Annotated in this window: 23 protein-coding genes; 1 reads left to right on the top strand and 22 read right to left on the bottom strand. The window is 71.7% G+C overall.

All coding sequences use genetic code 11. The features are described from left to right. Positions 1–19: 19 nt before the first annotated feature. The 12 genes from metK to pyrR all read right to left on the bottom strand — a co-directional run bounded on the left by metK (position 20) and on the right by pyrR (position 13,958). Positions 20–1,216: a methionine adenosyltransferase gene (gene metK / locus AC08OV_RS10875; RefSeq protein WP_476613179.1), complete on the bottom strand. Its 1,197-nt coding sequence runs from the start codon at positions 1,214–1,216 to the stop codon at positions 20–22. A 41-nt stretch (positions 1,217–1,257) separates the two neighbouring features. Continuing rightward, the gene (coaBC, locus tag AC08OV_RS10870; RefSeq protein WP_476613187.1) at positions 1,258–2,580 is read right to left on the bottom strand and encodes a bifunctional phosphopantothenoylcysteine decarboxylase/phosphopantothenate--cysteine ligase CoaBC; all 1,323 of its coding nucleotides are present in this window, start codon (positions 2,578–2,580) and stop codon (positions 1,258–1,260) included. Between the two features lie 48 nt (positions 2,581–2,628). Further along, a complete protein-coding gene (gene rpoZ / locus AC08OV_RS10865; RefSeq protein WP_462186068.1) occupies positions 2,629–2,913 on the bottom strand; it encodes a DNA-directed RNA polymerase subunit omega in 285 nt (94 codons plus the stop codon). 155 nt (positions 2,914–3,068) lie between these two features. Then, the gene (gene gmk, locus AC08OV_RS10860; protein ID WP_476595132.1) at positions 3,069–3,614 is read right to left on the bottom strand and encodes a guanylate kinase; all 546 of its coding nucleotides are present in this window, start codon (positions 3,612–3,614) and stop codon (positions 3,069–3,071) included. Between the two features lie 248 nt (positions 3,615–3,862). Next, positions 3,863–4,180, bottom strand: coding sequence for an integration host factor, actinobacterial type (mihF, locus tag AC08OV_RS10855; RefSeq protein ID WP_011437581.1), 318 nt, complete (start codon positions 4,178–4,180; stop codon positions 3,863–3,865). A 227-nt stretch (positions 4,181–4,407) separates the two neighbouring features. Then, the gene (gene pyrF, locus AC08OV_RS10850) at positions 4,408–5,232 is read right to left on the bottom strand and encodes an orotidine-5'-phosphate decarboxylase (RefSeq protein WP_476613178.1); all 825 of its coding nucleotides are present in this window, start codon (positions 5,230–5,232) and stop codon (positions 4,408–4,410) included. Continuing rightward, positions 5,229–8,714, bottom strand: a complete 3,486-nt coding sequence (gene carB, locus AC08OV_RS10845) for a carbamoyl-phosphate synthase large subunit (protein ID WP_476613177.1) — start codon at positions 8,712–8,714, stop codon at positions 5,229–5,231. The genes pyrF and carB overlap by 4 nt, the downstream gene beginning before the upstream one ends. Continuing rightward, on the bottom strand, positions 8,711–9,919 hold the full coding sequence (carA, locus tag AC08OV_RS10840) for a glutamine-hydrolyzing carbamoyl-phosphate synthase small subunit (RefSeq protein WP_476613186.1): 1,209 nt from the start codon (positions 9,917–9,919) through the stop codon (positions 8,711–8,713). The genes carB and carA overlap by 4 nt, the downstream gene beginning before the upstream one ends. Positions 9,920–9,954: 35 nt before the next feature. Then, on the bottom strand, positions 9,955–10,983 hold the full coding sequence (locus AC08OV_RS10835; protein WP_476619618.1) for a PH-like domain-containing protein: 1,029 nt from the start codon (positions 10,981–10,983) through the stop codon (positions 9,955–9,957). Continuing rightward, a complete protein-coding gene (locus AC08OV_RS10830) occupies positions 10,980–12,368 on the bottom strand; it encodes a dihydroorotase (RefSeq protein ID WP_476615191.1) in 1,389 nt (462 codons plus the stop codon). Before AC08OV_RS10830 ends, AC08OV_RS10835 begins: the two co-directional genes overlap by 4 nt. Further along, positions 12,365–13,288, bottom strand: a complete 924-nt coding sequence (locus tag AC08OV_RS10825) for an aspartate carbamoyltransferase catalytic subunit (protein WP_476615190.1) — start codon at positions 13,286–13,288, stop codon at positions 12,365–12,367. The genes AC08OV_RS10830 and AC08OV_RS10825 overlap by 4 nt, the downstream gene beginning before the upstream one ends. Before the next feature lie 49 nt (positions 13,289–13,337). Continuing rightward, positions 13,338–13,958, bottom strand: coding sequence for a bifunctional pyr operon transcriptional regulator/uracil phosphoribosyltransferase PyrR (gene pyrR / locus AC08OV_RS10820; protein ID WP_476615189.1), 621 nt, complete (start codon positions 13,956–13,958; stop codon positions 13,338–13,340). A gap of 427 nt (positions 13,959–14,385) precedes the next feature. Between pyrR and bldD the strand changes: the two genes are divergently transcribed. After that, positions 14,386–14,883: a transcriptional regulator BldD gene (gene bldD / locus AC08OV_RS10815; RefSeq protein ID WP_011437589.1), complete on the top strand. Its 498-nt coding sequence runs from the start codon at positions 14,386–14,388 to the stop codon at positions 14,881–14,883. A gap of 203 nt (positions 14,884–15,086) precedes the next feature. Here the strand turns inward: bldD and nusB are convergent, their stop codons facing one another. From nusB to AC08OV_RS10765, 10 genes are all read right to left on the bottom strand, one after another. Beyond that, complete coding sequence (gene nusB, locus AC08OV_RS10810) at positions 15,087–15,551, bottom strand: transcription antitermination factor NusB (RefSeq protein ID WP_476615193.1); 465 nt, start codon at positions 15,549–15,551, stop codon at positions 15,087–15,089. Beyond that, positions 15,548–16,111, bottom strand: a complete 564-nt coding sequence (gene efp, locus AC08OV_RS10805; RefSeq protein ID WP_011437591.1) for an elongation factor P — start codon at positions 16,109–16,111, stop codon at positions 15,548–15,550. The genes nusB and efp overlap by 4 nt, the downstream gene beginning before the upstream one ends. 212 nt (positions 16,112–16,323) lie before the next feature. Further along, complete coding sequence (gene aroB, locus AC08OV_RS10800) at positions 16,324–17,412, bottom strand: 3-dehydroquinate synthase (RefSeq protein WP_476615192.1); 1,089 nt, start codon at positions 17,410–17,412, stop codon at positions 16,324–16,326. Between the two features lie 2 nt (positions 17,413–17,414). Then, the gene (locus AC08OV_RS10795; RefSeq protein ID WP_476619617.1) at positions 17,415–18,047 is read right to left on the bottom strand and encodes a shikimate kinase; all 633 of its coding nucleotides are present in this window, start codon (positions 18,045–18,047) and stop codon (positions 17,415–17,417) included. 42 nt (positions 18,048–18,089) lie between these two features. Continuing rightward, complete coding sequence (aroC, locus tag AC08OV_RS10790; protein ID WP_476614861.1) at positions 18,090–19,274, bottom strand: chorismate synthase; 1,185 nt, start codon at positions 19,272–19,274, stop codon at positions 18,090–18,092. A gap of 137 nt (positions 19,275–19,411) precedes the next feature. Continuing rightward, entirely contained in the window at positions 19,412–20,044 is a 633-nt protein-coding gene (locus AC08OV_RS10785) for a prepilin peptidase (RefSeq protein ID WP_476614860.1), read from the bottom strand. 35 nt (positions 20,045–20,079) lie between these two features. After that, on the bottom strand, positions 20,080–21,060 hold the full coding sequence (locus AC08OV_RS10780; RefSeq protein ID WP_476619616.1) for a shikimate dehydrogenase: 981 nt from the start codon (positions 21,058–21,060) through the stop codon (positions 20,080–20,082). Between the two features lie 119 nt (positions 21,061–21,179). After that, positions 21,180–22,460: an endolytic transglycosylase MltG gene (mltG, locus tag AC08OV_RS10775; RefSeq protein ID WP_476614858.1), complete on the bottom strand. Its 1,281-nt coding sequence runs from the start codon at positions 22,458–22,460 to the stop codon at positions 21,180–21,182. Then, a complete protein-coding gene (ruvX, locus tag AC08OV_RS10770; RefSeq protein WP_476614857.1) occupies positions 22,457–23,050 on the bottom strand; it encodes a Holliday junction resolvase RuvX in 594 nt (197 codons plus the stop codon). The genes mltG and ruvX overlap by 4 nt, the downstream gene beginning before the upstream one ends. Beyond that, positions 23,047–24,267, bottom strand: a 1,221-nt coding sequence (locus tag AC08OV_RS10765; protein WP_476619615.1) for an alanine--tRNA ligase-related protein, incomplete at its 5' end; no start/stop codon positions are given. The genes AC08OV_RS10765 and ruvX, both read right to left, overlap by 4 nt.

The following is a 24,267-nucleotide window of genomic DNA, read 5'->3' as shown; positions in this document are numbered from 1 at the left end:
GCGGGAGACGAGCGTCGGGTCAGCCCTTGACGGCGCGCTGGAGAGCCTCGGCGCGTGCGGTGGACTCCCAGGTGAAATCGAGCTCGGGGCGACCGAAGTGGCCGTAGGCGGCCGTCTGGGCGTAGATCGGCCGCAGCAGGTCCAGATCCCGGATGATCGCTGCGGGACGGAGGTCGAACACGCTCGTCACCGCGTCCTGGATCTGGCTGTCCGGGACGGTTCCGGTGCCGAAGGTCTCCACGAACAGGCCGACCGGCTGCGCCTTGCCGATCGCGTACGCCACCTGGACCTCGCAGCGGCTGGCGAGACCCGCGGCGACGACGTTCTTGGCGACCCAGCGCATCGCGTACGCGGCGGAGCGGTCGACCTTGGACGGGTCCTTGCCGGAGAAGGCGCCACCGCCATGGCGGGCGTAACCGCCGTAGGTGTCGACGATGATCTTACGGCCAGTCAGGCCGGCGTCACCCATCGGGCCGCCGATCTCGAACCGGCCGGTCGGGTTGACCAGCAGCCGGCGCCCCTCGGTGGCGATCTCGAGCAGGGCCAGCTCCGGCTCGACGACGTACTCGGCGATGTCCGGCGCGAGCAGGGTGTCCAGGTCGATATCGGCGGCGTGCTGGGAGGAGACGACGACTGTGTCGAGCCGGGCCGGCTTCCCGTCGACGTACTCGATGGTCACCTGGGTCTTGCCGTCCGGGCGCAGATAGCCGACCTGGCCCTCCTTGCGGACCGCGGACAGCCGCCTGGCGAGGCGGTGCGCCAGCGCGATCGGCAGCGGCATGAGCTCAGGGGTCTCGTCGCAGGCGAACCCGAACATCAGGCCCTGGTCGCCGGCGCCCTGCCGGTCGAACTCGTCGTCGGCGGAACCCTCGACGCGGGTCTCGTGCGCCGTGTCGACGCCCTGGGCGATGTCCGGGGACTGCGCGCCGATCGACACGCTGACGCCGCAGGACGCGCCATCGAAGCCCTTCTTGGAGGAATCGTAACCGATCTCCAGGATGCGCTCGCGGACGACGGAGGCGATGTCGACGTAGGTCTTTGTGGTGACCTCGCCGGCGACGTGGACCTGACCCGTCGTGATGAGTGTCTCCACGGCGACCCGGCTCTTCGGGTCATCCTTGATCATGGCATCGAGAATCGAGTCGCTAATCTGATCGGCGATCTTGTCCGGATGCCCCTCGGTGACGGACTCGGACGTAAACAGGCGCGTCGCCACTGGACTAACCCCCTGGGTGATCCGGTTGATTCCGACGAAGCTTACCGAGGTGCCGCGAGGGGTACACGCAGCGCCTCGGCGGGCGTTCCATCGGTCCGATCGGCCGTAAGGCCGACCACGAGGTCGAGGATCCGATGCGCGAGGAGGTCCTTGCTCGTGCGCTCGATGGCCGTCTCGCCACCGCGGGGGTCCAGTACCACGGCGGCGTTGTGTTCCACCTCGAATCCGAGGCCGGCGCCGACCTCGTTGACCACGAGCAGGTCGACCGGCTTGCGCGCCAGTTTGGCCCGGGCGTGGTCGAGTACCCCGCCGCCGGGGCCGCCGGTCTCGGCGGCGAAACCGACGAGAACCTGACCGGGCCGGCGGTTCGCCAGCAGCTCGGCCAACACGTCGGGATTCGCCACGAGCGGGATGGAGCCCGGGGCCGCAGACTCCTTCTTGATCTTGTAGGCCTGTGGCGCCCCAGGGCGGAAGTCGGCGACCGCGGCCGCCATAACGACCACGTCCGCCGAGGGCGCGACCTCGTGGACCCGATCGCGCAGCTGCGCCGCGGAGGTGACCGGGATCGTGCGGGCGCCGGCGACCTCGGGCAGCGCGACGTTCGCCGCCACCACCGTGACGGAGGCTCCCCGCGCCACGGCCGCCCTGGCCACGGCGTACCCCTGACGGCCGCTCGAGGCGTTGCCGAGGAACCGGACGGGGTCGAGGTGCTCCCGGGTGCCGCCGGCCGTGACCAGGACATGCCGGCCGGCAAGATCGGGCCGCAGCCCGGCTGCACCCCGGGCCAGCACCGCCATGCCGAGCGCGGCGATCTCCGCCGGCTCCGGCAGGCGGCCCGGACCCGAGTCGGCGCCGGTCAGCCGGCCCACCGCCGGCTCGGCCACCACCGCTCCCCGCGCCCGCAGGGTCGCCACGTTCGCCCGGGTGGCCGGATGCTGCCACATCTCGGTGTGCATCGCCGGCGCGTAGACGACCGGGCAGGTCGCCGTCAGCAGGGTGCCGGTGAGCAGGTCGTCGGCGCGCCCGGCGGCCGCGCGGGCCATCAGGTCCGCGGTGGCCGGCGCGACGAGGACGAGGTCGGCCTCGCGGCCGATCCGGACATGGGCGACCTCGTCCGCGTCGTCCCACACGTCCGTGGTGACCGGGTTCCCCGACAGCGCCGCCCAGGTCGTCGCGCCGACGAACCTCAGCGCCGACGGCGTGGGCACCACCCGGACCTCGTGGCCGGACTCGGTGAACCGGCGGAGCACCTCCACCGCCTTGTAGGCGGCGATGCCGCCCGCCACACCGAGCACGACCCGGGGACGCCGAGGGCCGGGCCCGGTGCCGGACGGCCCGGTGCCGGATCGCTCAGCGTCGAGCATCTCAGCGTCAGGCATCTCGGCGTCGGGCATCTCGGTCATCGTCCTACATCAGGAGACCGGCGGGAGGCTGTCGGTGACGGTCTCGTGGGTGAGCAGGCCGGCGTTGATCTCACGCAGCGCGATCGACAGCGGCTTCTCCTGCGCGTTGGTCGTCTCGACCAGCGGGCCGACGTACTCCAGCAGACCCTCACCGAGCTGCGAGTAGTAGGCGTTGATCTGACGAGCTCGCTTCGCCGCGTAGATGACCAGGCTGTACTTCGAGTCGGTCGCCTCGAGGAGCTCGTCGATGGGGGGGTTAGTGATGCCTTCGGGATGGGCGACGGTACCGGCCACGATGTCCTTCCGGAATGGGACGTCCGAGGCGGCTGCGCCGTCCGGACAGTGCAGAGCGCAGGCTGCGCGGGGCAGGGCGGGCTGCACGGAGGAGGCTGTACGGAGATGTCGGCTGTACGGAGATGTCGGCTGCGCGGGCGACCGGTGGGCCGGACCTACGAGCCGATCATCAATGCTACCAAGCGGGCCGCCGCGGACCGCACGTCGTCGTTCACGATCACGTCGTCGAACTCCGTCTCGGCCGCGAGTTCGATGCGCGCCCGGTCCAGCCGGCGGGCGATGACCTCGGGTGGCTCGGTCCCCCGACCGGTCAGCCGACGGACAAGCTCGTCGAAGGTGGGCGGGGCGAGGAAGACGAAACGGGCCTGTGGCATCGCCGAGCGCACCTGCCGAGCGCCCAGCAGCTCGATCTCCAGCAGGCAGGGCACGCCTGCGGCGAGCCTTTCGAGAAGCGGGCGGCGGGGGGTGCCGTAGGCGTGTCCGGCAAACATCGCGTGCTCGACGAACTCCCCGGCTTTGACCATCCGGGCGAACTCCTCGGCGTCGACGAAGTGGTACTCGACACCGTCGGTCTCACCCGGACGCGGTGGCCGCGTGGTGGCACTGACCGAGACCCAGACCTCGGGGTGACGTTCCCGGACTGCCGCGACGACGGTGCCCTTCCCGACTCCGGACGGCCCGGACAGCACTGTAAGACCCACGGGCACCACGATAGGACCTCTCGGTCAGTCGGCGCGCACCCGGTCATCAGTCCCCGAAGGACACGAGGACGGGACTGGTTTCCCAGGGACGGCCGGATCGGGGGAGGTAAAGAATGCCGCCCCCCGATCCGACCGGAAGGAAGGGCGACATCGCCGGAAGAATGTGAGTGACGCCACCCTCCCGTCAACGCCGCTACCCGCCGTAACCATGATCCGGGTTGGCGGAGTGGTTTTCCCACCCCACCGGATCAGGCCATGCCGAACTCCTCGAGGAGTGCGGCACGCTGCTTGGCGCCGAGTCCCCGCAGCCGGCGGGTCGGACTGATCCCGAGCCGTTCCCGGATCTTCTGGGCGCGTACGCGCCCCACTCCGGGAAGCGACTCCAGAACAGCCGAAACCTTCATCTTGCCGACGACCTCATCAGCCTCGGCCTGTTCCAGGACGGCGGCCAGAGTGGTCTCCGCCTTCTTCAACCGCTCCTTGAGTTCCGCACGCTGCTTACGAGCCAACGCTGCTTTCTCGAGGGCGGCGGCCCTCTGCTCGGGCGTTAGGGGCGGCAGGGGCACGGGTACGCCTCCTCAATTCGGTGATCGCGCCGCGCAAACTAGCGAGGAAGGGGCTCCTCAGTCCAGCCTTGGCCATAACACTCTGATGCGAACATATTGTCAGCACAAGAGAAGGCTTTGACGGACGAAAGGGGTGGCCCACTCGTGCCGCACCCTTTCGGTCTACGGCGGCCCCACCGTACCGCTTCGTACCGCACCAGGACGAACACACCCTGGTCCCCTCGGCGTCACAGCAGGTCAACAGCCCTGCTGGCAGCGCCGAGACCTGCGGCGACGGCCCTCGCGGCGACCCCGGGATCGGACGCACCGGTGATCGGGCGACCCACCACGACCAGGTCAGAACCCCCCACAAGGGCAGCTTCCGGCGTCGCGGTTCGGGCCTGATCGCCGGTTTCCGACCCCCCCGGTCGCACTCCTGGGGTGATGAGAGTCACATTGCTACCAAGCTCCATACGGACCATTCGAACCTCCCGCGGACTGCACACAAGGGTGCGCGCACCGGCTTCGACCGCAAGCACGGCAAGCCTGCGGACGGCGTCGGAAGGGGGTCCGGCGAGCCCGATCGCGCTGAGCGCCGCCACATCCAGCGAGGTGAGTACGGTCACGACGGCTACCTCGACATCCGGGGCCGCCTCGATCGCCGCACGTATCATCGCCGCCCCCCCAGCCGCATGCACGGTCACGAAACGAGGGCCCAACGGGGTGATTGAGCGCATTCCCCCGGCGACCGTGGCGGGAATGTCGTGCAGTTTGAGATCGAGGAACAACTCCGGGGCGCTTCCGGCGCCGCCCGCGGCGTGCGTCGCGCCGCCGGCCCCAGCGAGCACGCCGGCCGCGCGCAGCGCCGTCACGATTGCCGGGCCCTCCCGGTAGAACAGCTCCAGACCGATCTTTAGCACGGCCGCGGTGGGTGCGACCGCGGCGGCCCAGCGCAGCGCGGTCGCGGCGTCCGGGGCATCCAGCGCGACCGCCAGCGGCGCCCGGCCCCGCGGCGGGGTGAAGCGGGGCGCGGCGGCGCTCCTCCCATCGGAGCTCCTCCGGCCGGCGCTCATCTGCTCGTCCTGGCCGCCGGTCCGAGTGCGGCAGACTCAGGCGCCACAGACTCAGGCGCGGCAGACTCAGGCGCGGCAGACTCAGGCGCGGCAGACTCAGGCGCGGCAGACTCAGGCGCCACAGAGCCGGAGGATCCGGGCGGCGAGCCGCCCGGTTGTCCCCCGCCCCACGCCTGCCGCAGCGCCGCGTGGTATTCCTGCAACGATCGGACCCCCAGCTCCCCCCGTACCAGCGCTTCCACGCCCTGAACACAGGCCGCCGCACCCTGGATCGTGGTGATGCACGGAACCCCGGCACTCACACAGGCCGTGCGGATCTCATAGCCGTCCAGGCGCGGGCCGACCCCCCACGGGGTGTTGATGACGAGGTCGATCTGCCCGGATGTGATCATCTCGACACAGTCGAGTAGCCCCTCGGTGGGGGCCCAGTGCTTACCGAGGACGACCGCCTTAACCCCGTTGCGCCGCAGCACGTCCGCGGTCCCCTCGGTGGCGTAGACGACAAAACCGAGATCCGCGAGCCGCTTGATCGGAAAAACCATCGCCCGTTTGTCCCGGTTGGCCACGGAGACGAACACCCGGCCGTAGGTGGGCAGCGAGGCGTACGCGGCGGCCTGAGACTTGGCGTACGCTGTACCGAAGCCGTCGTCGATGCCCATCACCTCACCGGTCGACTTCATCTCCGGCCCGAGTACGGTGTCGACGCCGCGGCCACCGGCGTCTCGGAAGCGCCCGAAGGGCAGCACGGCCTCCTTGACCGAGATGTGCGAGTCCAGCGGCAGGGTGCCGCCATCGCCGGAGCGCGGCAGCAGGCCCTCGGCCCGCAGCTCGTCGATGGTCGCGCCGAGCATCACCCGGGCAGCGGCCTTGGCCAGCGGCACCGCGGTGGCCTTGGAGACGAACGGCACGGTCCGCGACGCCCGGGGATTGGCCTCCAGGACGTAGAGCACATCGGACTGCAGGGCGTACTGGACGTTGAGCAGGCCCCGCACCCCGACGCCCTTCGCGATCGCCTCGGTGGACGCCCGGATACGGTCGAGCTCCGAACGGCCCAGCGTGATCGGCGGCAGGACGCAGGCCGAGTCGCCCGAATGGACCCCGGCCTCCTCGATGTGCTCCATCACCCCGGCGAGGTAGAGCGTCTCCCCGTCGTAGAGGGCGTCGACGTCGATCTCCACCGCGTCGTCGAGGAACCGGTCGACGAGCACCGGATGTTCCGGGGAGATGGCGGTGGCCCGATCGATGTAGTCGCGCAGCATCGTGTCGTCGTAGACGATCTCCATGCCGCGCCCGCCGAGCACGTAGGACGGCCGCACCAGCACCGGGTACCCGATCCGCTCGGCCACCGTGCGCGCCTCGGCGAAAGAGGTCGCCACCCCGTGCGGCGGCGAGGGCAGGCCCGCCCGGGCCAGCACACGCCCGAACAGCCCGCGGTCCTCGGCCAGATGGATCGCCTTCGGCGGGGTGCCCACGACGGGCACGCCCGCCTCGGCCAGCGCCGCGGCGATGCCGAGGGGGGTCTGCCCGCCGAGCTGGACGATCACCCCGGCGAGCGGCCCGGCCTGCTGCTCGGCGTGGACGACCTCGAGCACGTCCTCGACCGTCAACGGCTCGACGTAGAGCCGGTCGGCGGTGTCGTAATCGGTGGACACCGTCTCCGGGTTGCAGTTGACCATGACGGTCTCATAGCCGGCGCCGGAGAGCGCCATCACCGCATGGCAACAGGCGTAGTCGAACTCGATGCCCTGGCCGATGCGGTTGGGCCCGCTGCCGAGCACGATCACCCGCGGCCGTTCGCTCGGCGCGACCTCGGTCTCGGCGTCGTAAGCGGAGTAGTGGTACGGAGTCTCGGAGGCGAACTCCGCCGCGCAGGTGTCGACGGTCTTGAACACCGGCCGGATGCCGGTGCGGTGGCGGAACGCCCGGACCACGTCCTCGGAGGTGCCGAGGATCTCGGCGAGCTGGACGTCGGAGAACCCGGCTCGCTTGGCCCGCCGGATGCCCGCCGGATTGCGGCTGATCATCGCCGCGGTCTCGTTGAGGAAGACGAGCTGGTCGACGAACCACGGGTCGATCCCGGTGACCCGGGTGACCTCGTCGGGATCCGCGCCGGCGAGCAGCGCCTGCTGGACGGTACGCAACCGGCCGTCGTGGGGAACCCGCGCGGCTTCCAGCAGGTCGGCGGCGTCCGCCTCGGGCGGGACGAAGGAGAACACCGAGCCCGGGGCCTCCATCGAGCGCAGCGCCTTCTGCAGCGCCTCGGCGAAGCTGCGGCCAACCCCCATCGCCTCGCCGACGGACTTCATCGTCGTCGTGAGCGTCGGGTCGGCACCGGGGAACTTCTCGAACGCGAACCGCGGCACCTTCACCACGACGTAGTCCAGCGCCGGCTCGAAGGCCGCGGGCGTGGTGCGGGTGATGTCGTTGGGGATCTCGTCAAGGGTGTATCCGAGCGCGAGCTTCGCCGAGATCTTCGCGATCGGGAAGCCGGTCGCCTTCGACGCCAGCGCCGAGGACCGCGACACCCGGGGGTTCATCTCGATGACCACCTGCCGGCCCGTCGCCGGGTCGACGGCGAACTGGATGTTGCAGCCGCCGGCGTCGACGCCGACGGCCCGCATCACCGCGATCGCCATGTCCCGCATGCGCTGGTACTCGCGGTCGGTCAGGGTCATCGCCGGCGCCACCGTGATCGAGTCGCCGGTGTGCACCCCCATCGGGTCGACGTTCTCGATCGAGCAGACCACGACCACGTTGTCCGCGCGGTCGCGCATCAGCTCGAGCTCGTACTCCTTCCAGCCGAGGACCGACTCCTCCACCAGCACCTCGGTCGACGGGCTCGCGGCCAGTCCGTCCGCCGCCATCCGGCGCAACTCGCCGGAATCATGGGCGAAGCCGCTGCCGGCGCCGCCGAGGGTGAAGCTGGGTCGCACGACCACCGGGTAGGAGAACTCCTCCCCGGCGGTCAGGCACTCGGCGACGGTGTGGCAGATGGCGCTGCGCGCGGTCTCGCCGCCGACCGCGGCGACGATGTCCTTGAACGCCTGACGGTCCTCCCCGGCGCGGATCGCGTCGATATTCGCGCCGATCAGACGGACCTCGAAGCGGTCCAGAACACCGGCGTCGTGCAGGGCGACAGCGGTGTTCAGCGCGGTCTGGCCACCCATGGTGGCCAGGATCGCGTCGGGCCGCTCCCGTTCGATGATCTTCGCGACGATGTCCGAGGTGATCGGCTCGACGTAGGTCGCGTCCGCGATCTCCGGATCGGTCATGATTGTCGCCGGGTTGCTGTTGACCAGGATGACCCGCAGGCCCTCCGCGCGCAGCACCCGGCAGGCCTGGGTACCCGAGTAGTCGAACTCGCACGCCTGGCCGATCACGATCGGCCCGGAGCCGAGGACCAGGACACTGCTCAGCCTTTCCCGCGGATCGCTCGCTGCGCTCCTGATCCGCGGGGACCCCTGGCTCGTCGAACCACTCATCGTTCACTCCCGACAGATCTCTCGCCACGCTCCCGGGTGTCCGCCATCAAAGCGCGGAACCGCTCGAACAACGGGGAGGCATCATGCGGCCCCGGCGCGGCCTCCGGATGGAACTGCACGCTGAAGGCCGGCACGTCCAGACACTCCAATCCCTCGACGACGTTGTCGTTGAGGCCGCGGTGGCTGACCACCACCCGGCCGAACGGGGTGTCGGTCACCCCGGTCAGCGGCGCCCGCACGGCGAACCCGTGGTTCTGGCTGGTGACCGCGATCCGCCCGGTCGCCATGTCCCCGACCGGCTGGTTCACGCCGCGGTGGCCGTAGGTGAGCTTGTACGTCTCGAAGCCGAGAGCGCGGGCCAGCAGCTGGTGCCCGAAACAGATCCCGAACACCGGGACACCAGCCCGCAGCACCGTCCGCAGCGCGTCAACCGCATAGTCCGCCGCCGCCGGGTCGCCGGGACCGTTCGACAGGAACACCCCGTCCGGTTCGAGCGCCAGCAGCTGTTCGCCGATGGTGCGGGCCGGCAGCACGTGCACCTCGCAGCCCAGCGCGGCCATGGCGGCCGGCGTCGCGCGCTTGATGCCGAGATCGAGCGCGGCGACTTTGAACAGCGCGGCGCCCGCCACCGCCTCCACCACATAGGGGGTAGGGGTGGAGACCCGGGGCGCAAGATCCGCGCCGAGCATCTCCGGGGAGGCGCGGACCCGGTCGAGCAGGGCGTCGAGCGCCGCCGCCCGCTCGCCGTCCGCGCCGGAACCCGGGCCCGTGCCGACCGGGCCACCGTCGGCGTCGGCGTCGGCGTCGGCGTCGGCGTCGAGCACGCTGCTGATCCCGCAGCGCATCGAGCCGAGCTCACGCAGGTGACGGGTCAGCGCCCGGGTGTCAATCCCGCTGATCCCCACCACGCCGGCCGCGGCCAGCGCGTCGTCAAGCGTGCCCCGGGCGCGCCAGTTGGAGGCCCGCCGGGCGGGGTCACGCACGACGAACCCGGCGACCTGGATCCGCTCGGACTCGTAGTCCTCGTCGTTGACGCCGGTGTTGCCGATGTGCGGGGCGGTCATGATGACGACCTGGCCGTGGAACGACGGATCGCTCAGCGTCTCCTGGTAGCCGGTCATCCCGGTGGAGAACACGGCCTCGCCGAAGGTCTCGCCGATCGCCCCGTACGCCTCGCCGACGAAGCTGCGACCGTCCTCCAGCATCAGGACCGCTCGCCTCGGCGTCGTGGTGGGAGTGCTCACCGATCCTCCTTCAGCCTGTTGACCTCACCGAGCGGTGAGGTCAACGGGTCGACCGACGACCAGCCGGGGTCAGACTGATCAAGCTGTCCCGGGTGCACCCACCCGGGGCCCGATCCCGGATCCGCCGGCCGCTGATCGGGATGGCGCGGGTCGGGGTGACCCTCATCCGGGTGTCGCCGATCGGGGAGTCGCTGGTCCGAGCGCCACCGCTCCGCGTAGGGCCGCCGGTCGGCGGGCACCGCCTGCTCGCCGCGGGCCTGGGCCCGCTCCCCCCGGGAACGCAGCCGAGGGCCGGTCCGGATCGCCGGCATCTCCTCGGTCGGCTGTCCGGAACCCGGTCGCTGCCCGGGCCGGCCCACCGTCCCGGGGTCGGGCGCGATGGCCCGCGGGCGGATCCGCGGGCGGATCCGCGGTACCGCGTGCGGTGAGGTGACGTCGCCCTGTGCCAGATGCGCGGGCGGGGGGCCGATCAGGTCGTGGACGGCGCGCACGACCTTGGGCTGGCGGGCGCGGTCCTCGCCACGGAAACCGGTCTCCAGCTCGTGCCCGCCGAACGACCACGCGATGACGATCAGACGCCCGGGAGCGGAAACCTTGCCGGCGTGCGCCCGCTCCAGCCGGGCACCGCGGACGGCCTCGCGCGGGATCCAGAACGCCTCCCCGGGGCGGTCCACCCGCACCCCGGTCTCGTACACGCTGACGTAGCCGCCGGCCCGCCCGCCCAGCCCGCGGGCGGCGATCCATTCCAGCCAGTGCCCGGCGTCGACGGTGCCGAGGTACATCCCGCGCAGCGGAGCGGCGAACACCGTGCCCGGTTCCGCCGGCGGGACGGGCAGCTCGGGAAGGTCCTCCTCCTGACGCTCGGCCCGGTTGCGCCACGCCCGTCGCATCGAACCGACCACCGCGACGAACACCAGCAACAGACCGAGCAGGAGAAGCAGGTGCAGCCCCAGGCGGTCCGGCGCCCGGTCCAAGGCGACGGCGGGCCCGGCGGCCTGCAGGGATACGGCGTGCGAAACAATCATACGATCTTCCCGTCGAGCACGGTGGGCCGTCCCCGCAGGAACGTGGCGCGGATCGTTCCCGGCAGCGACCGGCCCGCATAGGGCGTGTTGCGGCTGCGGCTGGCGAGCGCGTCCGGCTCGACCATCCGCCACGGCGCCGGATCGAGCAGGGTGACGGTCGCGGGCGCGCCCACTGCTATGGAACTCCACACCTCGGTCGCGGTTCGCGGCAGGCCACCGATCCTCGCCGGGGCCAGTGCCATCCGCTCGGCGACCCCGGCCCAGTCCAACCGGCCCGGGATGACCATCGTCTCGATGACCACCGACAGCGCCGTCTCGAGACCGAGCATGCCGGGACGCGCGGCGGCCCACTCCGTCTCCTTGTCCTCCAGCGCGTGCGGGGCGTGGTCGGTGGCGACGCAGTCGATCGTGCCGTCGGCGAGCCCGGCGCGCAGCGCGGCGACGTCGGCGGCGGTGCGCAGCGGCGGGTTGACCTTGTAGACCGGGTCGAACGAGCAGACCAGGTCGTCGGTGAGCAGCAGGTGGTGCGGGGTCACCTCGGCGGTGACGTTCCAGCCCTTCGCCTTGGCCCACCGGATGATCTCCACCGATCCGGCGGTGGAGACGTGACAGACGTGCAGCCGGGAGCCGACGTGCCCGGCCAGCAGCGCGTCCCGGGCGATGATCGCCTCCTCGGCGACCGCGGGCCACCCCGGCAGCCCCAGCCGGGCGGCCACCGTGCCCTCGTTCATCTGGGCGTTCTCGGTCAGTCGCGGTTCCTGCGCATGCTGGGCGATCACCCCGTCGAACGCCTTGACGTACTCCAGCGCCCGGCGCATGAGCAGCGCGTCCGACACGCAGTGCCCGTCGTCGGAGAAGACCCGCACGCCCGCCGCGGAGGAGGCCATGGCGCCGAGTTCAGCGAGCCGCTCGCCGGCAAGCCCGACGGTGACCGCGCCGACCGGCCGGACGTCGCAGTGACCCGCATCCAGGCCGAGCCGCCACACCTGCTCGACGACCCCCGCGGTGTCGGCGACCGGATTGGTGTTCGCCATCGCGAACACGGTGGTGTAGCCACCGAGGGCCGCGGCGCGGGTGCCGGAGGCGACCGTCTCGGCGTCCTCCCGGCCGGGTTCCCGCAGGTGAGTGTGCAGGTCGACCAGGCCGGGGAGCAGGATCAGCCCGTCCGTGCCCAGCACGGTGGTGCCGGCGGGCAGTCCCCCGGCCCCGGCGTGCGTGGAGCCGGCCGGTCGCCAGGCGGCCACCACCCCGCCCGCGAGGACGACGTCGACAGGGTCCCCGCCGAGCGGGCGGACCCGCCGCAGGACCCAGGAGGTCCCCGTCGGCGTCCCCGTCGGCGTCCCCACCGGCGTCTCTCCCGGCGTCTCCGCCGCGGGCGTCGTCATGAGACCTCCCCGGAACCACCCAGCAGCAGGTACAGCACGGCCATCCGCACGCTCACCCCGTTCGCAACCTGTTCCACGACTGTCGACCGGGCGGAGTCTGCGACCCGGGAGGCGATCTCCATCCCGCGTACCATCGGGCCGGGATGCATCACCAGGGCGTGGCCGGGCAACATCTCCGCCCGGTCGGCATCCAGCCCATAGCGCCGGCTGTACTCCCGTTCGGTCGGGAAGAAGGCCGCGGACATCCGCTCCCGCTGGACCCGCAGCATCATCACCACGTCGCTCTTGGGCAGCACGGCGTCGAGGTCGTACGACACCTCGACCGGCCACGAGGAGATCCCGAGGGGCAACAACGTCGGCGGGGCCACGACGGTCACCGTCGCGCCCAGCGTGGCGAGCAGCCACACGTTCGATCGCGCTACCCGGGAATGCAGCACGTCGCCGACGATGGTGACGGCGAGGCCGTCGATCCGGCCGAGCCGGCGGCGCATGGTGAAGGCGTCGAGCAGGGCCTGGGTCGGGTGCTCGTGGGTGCCGTCTCCCGCGTTCACCACGCTGCCGCGCACCCAGGAGGCCAGTCGGTGCGGCGCGCCGCTCGCGGCATGCCGGCAGACCACGGCGTCGGCGCCCATCGCCTCGAGGGTCTGCGCCGTGTCCTTCAGGCTTTCGCCCTTCGACACGCTTGACCCGCGCGCCGAAAAATTGATCACATCGGCCGACAGTCTCTTGGCGGCTACCTCGAAGGACGTGCGGGTGCGGGTGGAGTCTTCGAAGAACAGGTTGACGACGGTGCGGCCCCGCAGGGTCGGCAGTTTGCGCACCGACGCCTCGGCGACCCGCGCCATCCGTTCGGCGGTGTCCAGCACCAGCAGCGCGTCGTCCCGGTCGAGATCCTCGGTCGAGAGGAGATGGCGGTTCACACCCGTCCCCCGAACCCGGCTCGTGCTCCCCGCACGGCACTCCCCCCGATCATGGCTGGTTCCCGGGGGGCGCGCCGTCGGCGACGTCCCCCCCGGCGGCCGAGAGGATCAGTACGCCGTCGGCGCCGTCGATCTCCCGCAGCCGGACGGCCACCGACTCCCGGCGCGAGGTCGGCATGTTCTTCCCGACGTAGTCGGCGCGGATCGGCAGCTCGCGATGGCCCCGGTCGACCAGGACCGCGAGCTGGACGGCACGCGGCCGGCCGTAGGCGGCCAGGGCGTCCAGCGCCGCCCGCACCGTGCGCCCGGAGTAGAGGACGTCGTCGACGAGGATCACCACGCGGCTGTCGACACCACCCTCGGGAATGTCGGTCACCTCAAGGGGACGCACGCCGCGCAGTCGCAGATCGTCGCGGTACATGGTCGGGTCGAGGGAGCCAACCGGGAGACGCACCCCCTCGACGGCCTGCACCCGCTGTGCCAGCCGGTGCGCGAGGGGTACCCCTCGGGTGGGTATTCCGAGCAGGACGACCCCGGCGCCACCGGAGGTCTTCTCGAGAATCTGATGCGCCATCCGGCTGACGATCCGGGTGATGTCGTCTGCGGACAGTACTGCCCGGGCGGTGCCGGGACGGCGCGATGCGGGGTCGCTCGCGGCAGCCGGAGCCACGCGGCATCCCTCCTTCCCCGCCTCACGGGACGGTCCTTAAAGGAGTGGTCCCAGCGACGTTACCAGGGCCCTCAGGACGTGTGAGGGTCTCGCCTCCGGACGCCGGCGCCCCTGGCGCCCAGCGCGACGACGGGTCGCCCACCGGTCCGGACAGCGCGGGACGTTATTGCCGGGCCAACCACGCAGCATCATGTTGTCACTACTTGTCACTGGGTTCGACGCCGTCGCCACAGCGGTGGCGGCACCCGGAAGTTCCCACCGCTCAGGCATAGAGCGCAACCAGGGGGCTACAGAAAGTGGTACAAAGAAAGAGGCGACACGACCCCCCGGGTGTCGAGCGTCAACCCGGCGGGCACTACTATCGGTAACCGCCGGCGGCACGAGCCCCGGTTCCAACTGATCGACCACGACAGGAGTGGGCACTCCGATGTCCGACTATGCGAAGGCGCTCGGTGCTCGGCTGCGCGCGATACGCACCCAGCAGGGGCTCTCGCTTCATGGCGTCGAAGAGAAGTCGCACGGTCGGTGGAAAGCCGTCGTCGTGGGTTCCTACGAACGTGGGGACCGCGCCGTCACCGTGCAGCGCCTCTCCGAGCTCGCGGAATTCTACGGCGTTCCGGTGGGGGAGCTTCTTCCCGAGGGTTCCACCGTCGCTCCGCTGGAGCAGTCTCCCCGGATCGTTCTCGACCTCGAGCGTCTCTCCCAGGTTCCCAAGGAGCAGGGCGGTCCGCTCGCCCGGTACGCGGCGACCATTCAGAGCCAGCGCGGCGACTACAACGGCCGAGTGCTCTCGATCCGGTACGAGGACCTGCGCTCGCTCGCGGTGATCTACGACACCTCGCCGAGCAAGCTCACCGAGCAGCTCGTCTCTTGGGGCGTGCTGTCTCCGGAGCAGGGCGCGGACGCCGCGGCGACCGACGTCTAGCCTCGCTCCGGTACCGCGGTACCGGTACCGCGGTACCGGTACCACAGTCCGCCGGCTCGCATCCGCGCCACCCGCGGCACACGTATCCGGGGAAGGACCCGGTACGTCGCCTGGGCGACGTACCGGGAACGCCGATCCCGGTTCCCTCCCGGTAACCTGGCAGCAGGGTAACCGGGCAACCCGGCAACCCCGGTAGACCGCCGCTACGACGGCTGGCCGGGAATGGAATCCACCGCCGATCCTCGTCCGGTCGACTCGGCCGTGGTGGCCGGGCTCTTCCCCTCGACCAGACTCGCGAGCAGCCCGTTGACGAACGCCGGCGACCGGTGGGTGGAGAGGTTCTTCGCCAGTTCCACGGCTTCGTCGATGGCGACCCGATCCGGGACGTCGGGACGCCAGAGCAGTTCCAGCACGGCGATCCGCAGAATGTTGCGGTCGACCGGGGGCATCCGCTCCAACGTCCAACCCTCGGCGTACCGGGCGATCCGCTCATCGATCTCCCCGCGGTGCTCGATGACCCCCTCGACCAGCTCGACGGCGTATTCCGACACCGGTGGATCGGACTGGGCCAGCCGGGCAGCGAGGATCTCCGGCACGGCGCTCGCGCGCACGTCCGCTTCGTAGAGGATGTCCAGTGCCCGTTTACGGGCCTTGGACCTGGCGCTCAGCTCGTCACCCGGCCCAGGTACCGGCCGTCACGCGTGTCGACCTTGACCTTTTCCCCGCTGGTGATGAACAGCGGCACGTTGATGGTGGCGCCCGTCTCCAGAGTGGCCGGCTTCGTCCCGCCGGTCGAGCGATCGCCCTGCACCCCCGGGTCGGTCTGCGAAATAGTCAGCTCGACGCTGGCCGGCAGTTCGACGTAGAGCGGGGCGCCGTCGTGCAGCGCGACGGTGGCCACGGTGTTCTCCAGCATGTAGTCGGCCGTCCCGCCGACGACATCCGGCGGGATCGGGATCTGATCGTAGGACTCGCTGTCCATGAAGACGAAATCGGCACCGTCCCGGTAGAGGTAGGTCATCTCGCGGCGGTCGACGGTCGCGACGTCGACCTTGACCCCGGCGTTGAAGGTGCGGTCGACGACTTTCCCGGTGAGCACGTTCTTCAGGGTCGTGCGGACGAACGCCCCACCCTTACCCGGCTTGACGTGCTGGAAGCCGACGACGTTCCACAGCACCCCGTCGATGTCGAGCGTCATGCCGTTCTTCAGGTCGTTGGTGGTCGCCACTGCGCGCGTTCTCCGTTTCCATCGCCGTACGCCGACGGCGGGTGTGGTCATTACCCGGACCCTCGTGCGAGGACCGCGGTGCTCTCTCCCCAGGCCATCCCAGGCCGCTTCCCCATCCTCAGGCCGCTTCCGGGCCCGCCACCGGGCGAACGCACCGGGCGCGGACACCGGGCGCGGACGTGGCGGCGATCCTACAAACCGCCGCGACGAGTCTACCGATCCTCGGCGACGGTGGTGAACGCCGCGATTAGCAGGCCAGCGTCCGGATTGTCCAGGATGACGGTGCGGCCCTGCGCCTCGAGGCCGACGAAACGCATCCGCCGTCCCCGTGCCTTCTTGTCGACCCGCATCGCGTCGAGCAGCGCCGCCCACCGGTCGCCCCGGTAGGTCACCGGCAGGCCGATGCGGGTCAGCAGCTCGCGGTGCCGGTCGGCGGTGGCATCGTCGAGGCCGACGACAAGCCGGGACAGCTCCGCCGCGAACACCATGCCCACCGAGATCGCCGCGCCGTGCCGCCAGCTGAAGTGCTCGACCTTCTCGATGGCATGACCGAGGGTGTGACCATAGTTGAGGATCTCCCGCCGGCCGTCCTCCCGCGGATCGCCGGAGACCACCTCGGCCTTGACCCGGATGGACCGCTCGATCAGCTCGGGCAGATGCGCGGCGCCGGTCGGATCGGCGTCGAGCAGATCGATGATCGCCGCGTCGGCGATGAAACCGGTCTTGACGACCTCGGCGAGCCCGGCGCGTACCTCGACGGCCGGCAGGGACTCCAGCGCCGCCAGATCGCACAGCACGCCGAGCGGCTGGTGGAACGCCCCGACCAGGTTCTTGCCCGCGTCGATGTCGATGCCGGTCTTCCCGCCGACCGCCGCGTCGACCATGCCGAGCACGGTGGTCGGCACCTGGACGACGTCCACCCCGCGCAGCCAGCTCGCGGCGACGAACCCGGCCAGGTCCGTCACGGTGCCGCCGCCGAGGCCGATCACCACGTCGTCCCGGGTAAAGCCGATCCGGCCGAGCACGTCCCAGCAGAAGCCGGCGATCCGCAGCTGCTTGGCCTCCTCGCCGTCGGGCACCTCGATGGCGTGCGCCTCCACGCCCGCGTTCTCCCGCAGGTCGGCGACGACGGCGTCCGCGGTGGCCCGCAACGCCCCGGGATGGATCACCGCGGCGCGGGTCCGCCCGGCGACGACCTCGGCGAGCTCGCCGAGCAGGCCCGCCCCGAGCACGACGTCGTAGGGACGCCCGCCGCCCGGCCGTACCGGGATCCGCACGATGTCGGAGGCCTTCACCTGCATACTCACCGTCTGCCCCCTGCGGCATCCGCCGCCTCGCTGCCCCCTGCGGCATCCGCCGCCTCGCCCGGTCCGCTGCCCGCCGCGAGCAGCGGGCCCAGTGCCGCCGCCACCTGATCGGTCACCTCGTCCGGCTCGTGCCCCGCGGTGTCGATGACCACCGTCGCCACCTCGGCGTAGAGCGGCCGGCGTGCCCTGAGCAGGGCGGCGAGCCGCGTGCGGGGCCCCTCGACCAGCAGTGGACGGTCCCGGGCGAGGCCCACCCGCCGCACCGCGTCGGAAACTCCCACCTCAAGATAGACGACCCGCTGCCCGGCCAGCAGGGTCCGGGTCTCGGCGTCGAGCACCGCTCCCCCGCCAAGGGCCAGGACCCCCCGATGATCCGCGAGCGCGGCCGCCACCGCCCGGCGCTCGGCCAGCCGGAAGTACTCCTCACCATGATCGAGAAAGATGTCCGCGACGGTGGTGCCGAGCGCCGCCTCGATGTCGGCGTCGGTGTCGCGGAAACCCACCCCCCACCGCCGCGCCAGTTGGGTGCCCACCGTCGTCTTCCCCGCTCCGGGCGCTCCGACCAGCACCACCATCGGCCCCGTCCAGGCCATCGGCCCCGCCCACGCGTCCGTCGCCGGCTCCCCCACGATGATCCTCTGTCTTCGCCGCCTGCCGATTCCCGCCGCCGATCAGCGGATGACCAGGGACTTCAGGTACCCCTCGTAATTGCGCCGGGTCTCCTCCACCGAGTCCCCCCCGAACTTCTCCAGCGCCGCGCCGGCGAGCACGAGGGCGACCATCGCCTCCGTCACCACCCCGGCCGCGGGCACCGCGCACACGTCGGACCGCTGGTTGATCGCGACCGCCGCCTCGCCAGTGGACACGTCCACCGTGGACAACGGCCTGGTCAGCGAGGAGATCGGCTTCATCGCCACCCGCACGCGCAACGGCTCACCCGTGGTCATGCCGCCCTCGACCCCGCCGGCCCGGGCAGTCGCCCGCCGCACCCGCCGGCCGCCGGCACCGGCCGGCTCGATCTCGTCGTGCGCCACGGAACCCCGCCGCCGCGCGGTGGTGAAACCGTCCCCGAACTCAACGCCCTTGATCGCCTGAATGCCCATCAGCTCGCCCGCGATCCGGGCGTCGAGGCGCCGGTCGCCGTGCACGTAGCTGCCGAGCCCGGGCGGGCAGCCATACGCCAGCACCTCGACGATGCCGCCGAGGGTGTCCGCGTCGGCGTGGGCTGCGTCGATCTCGGCGACCATCCGCACGCTGGTCGCCTGGTCGGCACAGCGGACCGGGTCCGCATCCACCGCCGCCAGCGACGTCGGGGCGGGCACCCCCGGGGGCACCTCGACCGCGCCGATCGCGACGACGTGCGAGATCACCTCGATGCCGTATGCCTGCCGCAGCAGCGCCTTGGCCGCGGTGCCGAGCGCGACCCGCGCGGCGGTCTCCCGGGCGCTGGCGCGCTCCAGCACGGGCCGGGCGTCGTCGAACCCGTACTTCTGCATGCCGGCGAGATCGGCGTGGCCGGGCCGGGGCCGGGTCAGCGGGGCTGCGCGGCTCAGGCCCGCCAGCGCCGCCGGATCGACCGGGTCGGGCGACATGACCCGCTCCCACTTGGGCCACTCGGTGTTGCGGACGACCACGCTGACCGGGCCGCCGAGAGTGACGCCGTGGCGGACTCCGCCGAGCAGCTCGACCTCGTCACGCTCGAAGCTCATCCGCGCGCCGCGACCGTGCCCGAGCCGGCGGCGGGCCAGCTCGGCGGAGATGTCGAAACTGGTTATCCGGATCCCGGCGGGCAGCCCCTCGACCGTCGCCACCAGGGCGGGACCATGGGACTCCCCCGCCGTCAGCCAACGCACCATGACTCCAGTCTTTCACGCTCACCGCCCAGGTCACGACCGCGATCAGGCAGGACGACCGGAATCAAACGGAACTATCAGGATCAAATAGGATGATTGGGATTAAACAAAATAATATTGATCAAGTAGAACAACCGAGATCAGCCGGCGCGGCCGAGGACGGCGAGCAGCGTCCCGGCAAGCAGAAAGGGACCGTAGGCGATGCGGTCATGCCGGCCGACCCGGCCCGCCACCAGCAGCGCGCTTACCCAGAGCCCCCCGAGGACGACGCCGGCGAACAGCCCGAACACCACACTCGGCCAGCCGAGCCAGCCCAGCGCACCGCCCAGCAGGCCGGACACCTTGACATCGCCGCGCCCGAGTCCCGCCCTCGGCAGGCAATGCACCCCCAGGAAGATCATCCAGACGGCGGCGGCCGCCACCCCGGCGCGCAGCAGACGGTCGGGCTCGGCGGTGACCAGCGCGGCGAGGCCGAACAGCCCGGCAAGCACCGGGTAGGACGGCAGTACCAGATGGTCGGGCAGGCGGTGCACCCGAAGATCGATCACGGCCAGCCAGACCCCGACGACCGCCAGGTACACGTAGGCCGGCAACCAGCTCGGATGATCGTGCAGGGCGACGGTCACGGCCGTGGCGACCAGCACCGTCACGGCACCGAGCGCCACCGCCCCGGGCACCTCCCGGTGCGGGGCCTCCCCGGGCACTGCCGGCACGCCGGCCACGACCCGGCGACCGAACGGCAAGGCGGCGAGCGCCGGAAGGGCGATCAACATGCTGAGCGCGCCGCCCGGCACCACTCCCGGCACCGCTACCCGCCGGCAGGTCCGCCGCGGCCGCGGGGACCGCTCCCCGCGAAACCATGGCCGGCCGGCACGCCGACCTCCACCGCCGGCACCGCCGGGGGCCTGTCCGCCTGCGCCCGCTCGTCCAGCGCGGCCTGGCCCGCGGCCAGCAGAACGCTGGCGGGAACCACCTGCCCGGTGAAGTGCTCGACCTGCCCCACGGCCTGGGCGGCGAGGATCTCCAGGCCACCTGCGACCCGGGCACCGGCCCGGTAGGCCGCGGCGGCCAGCGCCGTGGGCCAGGGATGATAGAGCAGTTCTACGAGCTGACAGGCTGGCGACCACGGTCTGGTGGCGAGCCCGTCGGTCGCGCCGGCGGGCGTGGTGGAGATGACCAGATCCGGGCCGGCAGGCAGGCCCGCGGCCAGCAGATCCCAGGGCAGCGCGGTGACCTCGACGCCCAGCCGCGACCCGATCTCCGCCACCTCCGCCACGGCGGCGGGCCGGCGGGCGACGACGCCGAGGCGGGTGCAGCCCGCCGCGGCAACCGCCGCGACCGCGGCGCGGGCCGTGCCACCGGCACCGAGTACGAGCGGCTGGCACGGGACCGCGCCGCGCATCACCCGGCGCAGCGCCATGCTGATGCCGTCCACGTCGGTGTTGTAGCCACGCAACCGACCGGCGGGCCCGACGACGACCGTGTTGACGGCGCCGATGACCGCCGCCGTCGCGTCCACCTCGTCGAGCAGGTCGAGCGCGACGGTCTTGAGCGGCATGGTCAGGGACAGCCCGACCCAGTCCGGATCCGTGCGGACCCGGGTGAGTATCGCGGCGAGCCCGGTCTCGTCGCAGTGCACGGCGGTGTACGTCACCGCGAGACCGAGCCTGGCGTAGGCGGCGGCATGCAGCACCGGGGAGAGCGAATGGCCCACCGGTGCCCCGAGCACGGCGGCGCGGGCAGGGCTCGACGGCGACGCGGTAGCCGCGACGGTCGCCGACGGTTCCACGGGCCGACGATGGCACTCAGGGGGCCGGCTGCGGGCCGGGGCCGTGCCGGCGGGAACGATCTCCGGCACTACCGGGCCCTCCTCATACTCGCGGCCTCATGCTCGCGGCTTCCCTCGCACTACTCACGGCCCCCTTCACGCCGGTACTGGGCCTCTGCCTGCTCCCACTCCCGCTCCGTGGTGGCGAAGACCGTCACCTTGCTCTGCGGCATGGAGACGAAATAAAACCACGATCCGTCGGCCGGTTCCAGCGCCGACCGCAGCGCCCAGACGCCGGGGTTGGAGATTGCGCCCGGCGGCAACCCTTTCACGGCCCGTGTGTTGTACGGGTTGTTCTGGGAGAGTTGTTCCCTGGTCAACGGCCCCTCGTACCCGTCCGTGGCGTAGCGGGTGGTCGAGTCCATGTCGAGCCGGCCGAATCTCCCCGACGTGTCCTTGAGCCGATTGTAGATCACCCGGGCCACCTTCGGACCCTCGTCGCGGTTGGCCACCTCCTTCTCGATGATCGAGGCGATGGTGACGATGTCCTTCGGCAGGACCCCGATCGCGGCGGCCCTGCCCTCCAGATCGATCGCCGCGGTCTCCCGCTTGAAGCGGTCGACGAAGGAGCGCAGCAGCTGCTCGGGCGTGGCCCCGGGCACGAGGTCGTAGGTGGACGGGAAAAGATAGCCCTCCAGCAGGTTCGGCGGCGCGTAGGACGGCAGGCCCAGCTGGGTGGGGTTCTTCGCGATCGCCTCCAGGCCCGCCATCGACGTGCCCGGGAGGCGTTCATGCAGTGCCGTGAGGACCTCACGGACGGTCATGCCCTCCTTGATGACGAACTTGAACGGCGCGGACGAGGCCGGGTCGAGCAGGGCCTCGAGCGCCGCGGCGGCGCTCATCCTGGTGTGCAGACGGTAGGTGCCCGGCTGGATGCCCAGCGACTTCGGGTTCGCGGCGGCGGCCTTGACAAACGCGGCGACACTCGCGGTCACGTTCGCGTCGTGCAGCTCCCCGGCGATCTCGCGAGTGCTCGCCCCGGCCGGGATCTGGACCACCGCGATGCCCTCACCGGAGCCGGAGTAGTCGGCGGGCTCGCCGGTCGAGATGTGCCCGACGACCTTCCCCACGCCGTAGATCCCCAGTCCCAGCAGGGCGGCGACCACGACGAGCACCGCGATGAGCTTCGGCAGCGCGCGACCGCGCCGGCCGCCGTCGGGATCGGGCTCGTCCCAGCCGCCGCCGTCGTCCCAGGCGCGGTGGTCCCAGCCGACCCCGGCACGGTCGTCCGGGTACTGATCGTCGGCGTAGCGATCAGCCGGGTAACGATCATCCAGGTAACGATCATCGCGCTGGCGGGCCCGACGGCGACGCGAGTAGGGGTCCTCGTCGAGTATCTCGTCGAGGTCGCCGCCGGTCACCTCTCGCCCGACGGCGGGACGGCACCGCCCGGGGCCCGGGGGTCGTCTCCCGGAGCCCGGACCACGCCGTCCGGACCCGTGACCGGGGCGGCACACCCGATCGCGCCAGGCGCGCCGCTCCCCCGGCGGCTGTCCAGGTCGTGCTGCAGGATCTGCACGGCTGCCTCCTGATCCACGAGACTCCGGCGGGCACGCGAACGAACGCCACGCTCGGCCATCCTGCGATGAGCCGCAACCGTGGTGAGCCGCTCGTCCACAAAACGCACGGGGACGGGTGCGATCCGCTCGGCGAGTACCTCGGCGTACTGCCGCACCAGCCGGACCGCCCGGCCTTCCTGCCCGGACATCTGTCTGGGCAGGCCGACCACGACCTCTACAGCCTGCCGCTCCCGGACGATGAGGACAAGCTGATCGATGTCCGCATTGCCCCGTCTATCCCTGGCCAGGGTAGTCACCGGAACCGCGAGCACGCCGCCGGGGTCGCTAGCGGCGACCCCGACCCGCACCGAGCCGACGTCGACCCCGATCCGCACCCCGGGCCGAGAATCCCCGGGCCGAGAATCCCCGGGCCGGAAGCCCGAGCCGCTCACCGCGAGGCGTGCTCGGCCACCAGCCCCCGCAGCCTGGCAAACACCGCCGGCACCAGCTGTGGGTCCCCCCCGCCACCCTGGGCCACGTCCGGCTTGCCGCCGCCCTTGCCACCCAGGCTCGCCCAGGACTGCCGCACCAGGTCACCGGCGCGCAGCCCCCGGCCGCGCGCGGCGTCGTCGGTCACCACGACGATCGACGACCCGTCGGCCTTGGCCACGGCGACGACGGCGGGCCGCCCGGCCAGCCGCCCACGCACGTCCAGCGCCAGCAGCCGCACGTCGTCGGGGGCGGTGCCGGCGGGCACCTCGGCGGTGACCACGGCGACGCCAGCCACCTCCTCGGCACCCTCGGCCAGCGCCCCGGCCCCGGCGAGCACCGCGGCGGCCCGCAGTCGTTCCAGCTCCCGCTCGGCGTCGCGCAGCCGGCCGACGATGTCGGTGACCCGGTCCACCAGCTCGTCCGGACGGGCCTTCAGCGCGGTGGACAGCTGCGACACCAGGAGATGCTCGCGCGCCAGGTAGCGGAAGGCGTCGAGGCCAACCAGCCCCTCGACCCGGCGGGTGCCCGCGGAGATCGACGCCTCCGACAGCAGCTTCACCGCGCCGAGCTGCGCGGAGCTCGCGACGTGCGTGCCACCGCACAGCTCGCGGGCGTAGTCGCCCACATCGACGACCCGCACGGCGTCCCCGTACTTCTCGCCGAACAGCGCCATCGCGCCGAGCCGGCGGGCCTCCTCCTGCGTGGTCACGAAGGCCCGCACCGGCAGGTCACGCAGGGCGACCTCGTTGATCTCGTCCTCGACGTCGGCGAGCACCGACGGCGGCACCGCGCCAAGGGCGTGGAAGTCAAACCGCAGCCGGCCCGGGGAGTTCAGCGAACCGGCCTGGGTCGCGCCCTCGCCCAGCGCGCGACGGAACGCGGTGTGCACGAGATGGGTGGCGGTGTGCGACCGGGAGACCGCGCGGCGACGATCGGCATCCACCTCCGCGAACACCTCCGCGCCAAGCCGCAGCTCGCCGCCGAGCACCCGCACCCGGTGCAGGACCAGGTCGGGCACGGGCCGCTGGACGTCGAGCACCTCGACCTCGCCGCCGTCGAAGCGCAGCCGACCGAGGTCGGGCTCCTGGCCGCCACTCTCGGCGTAGAAGGGGGTCGCGTCGAGCACGACCCCGACCTCGGTGCCCTCCCCCGCCGCCGCCAGCCCCACGCCGTCGGC

The organism is Frankia sp. CeTa3Moorea (genome assembly GCF_978021225.1).
This window is presented reverse-complemented; position numbering and strand designations above follow the sequence as displayed.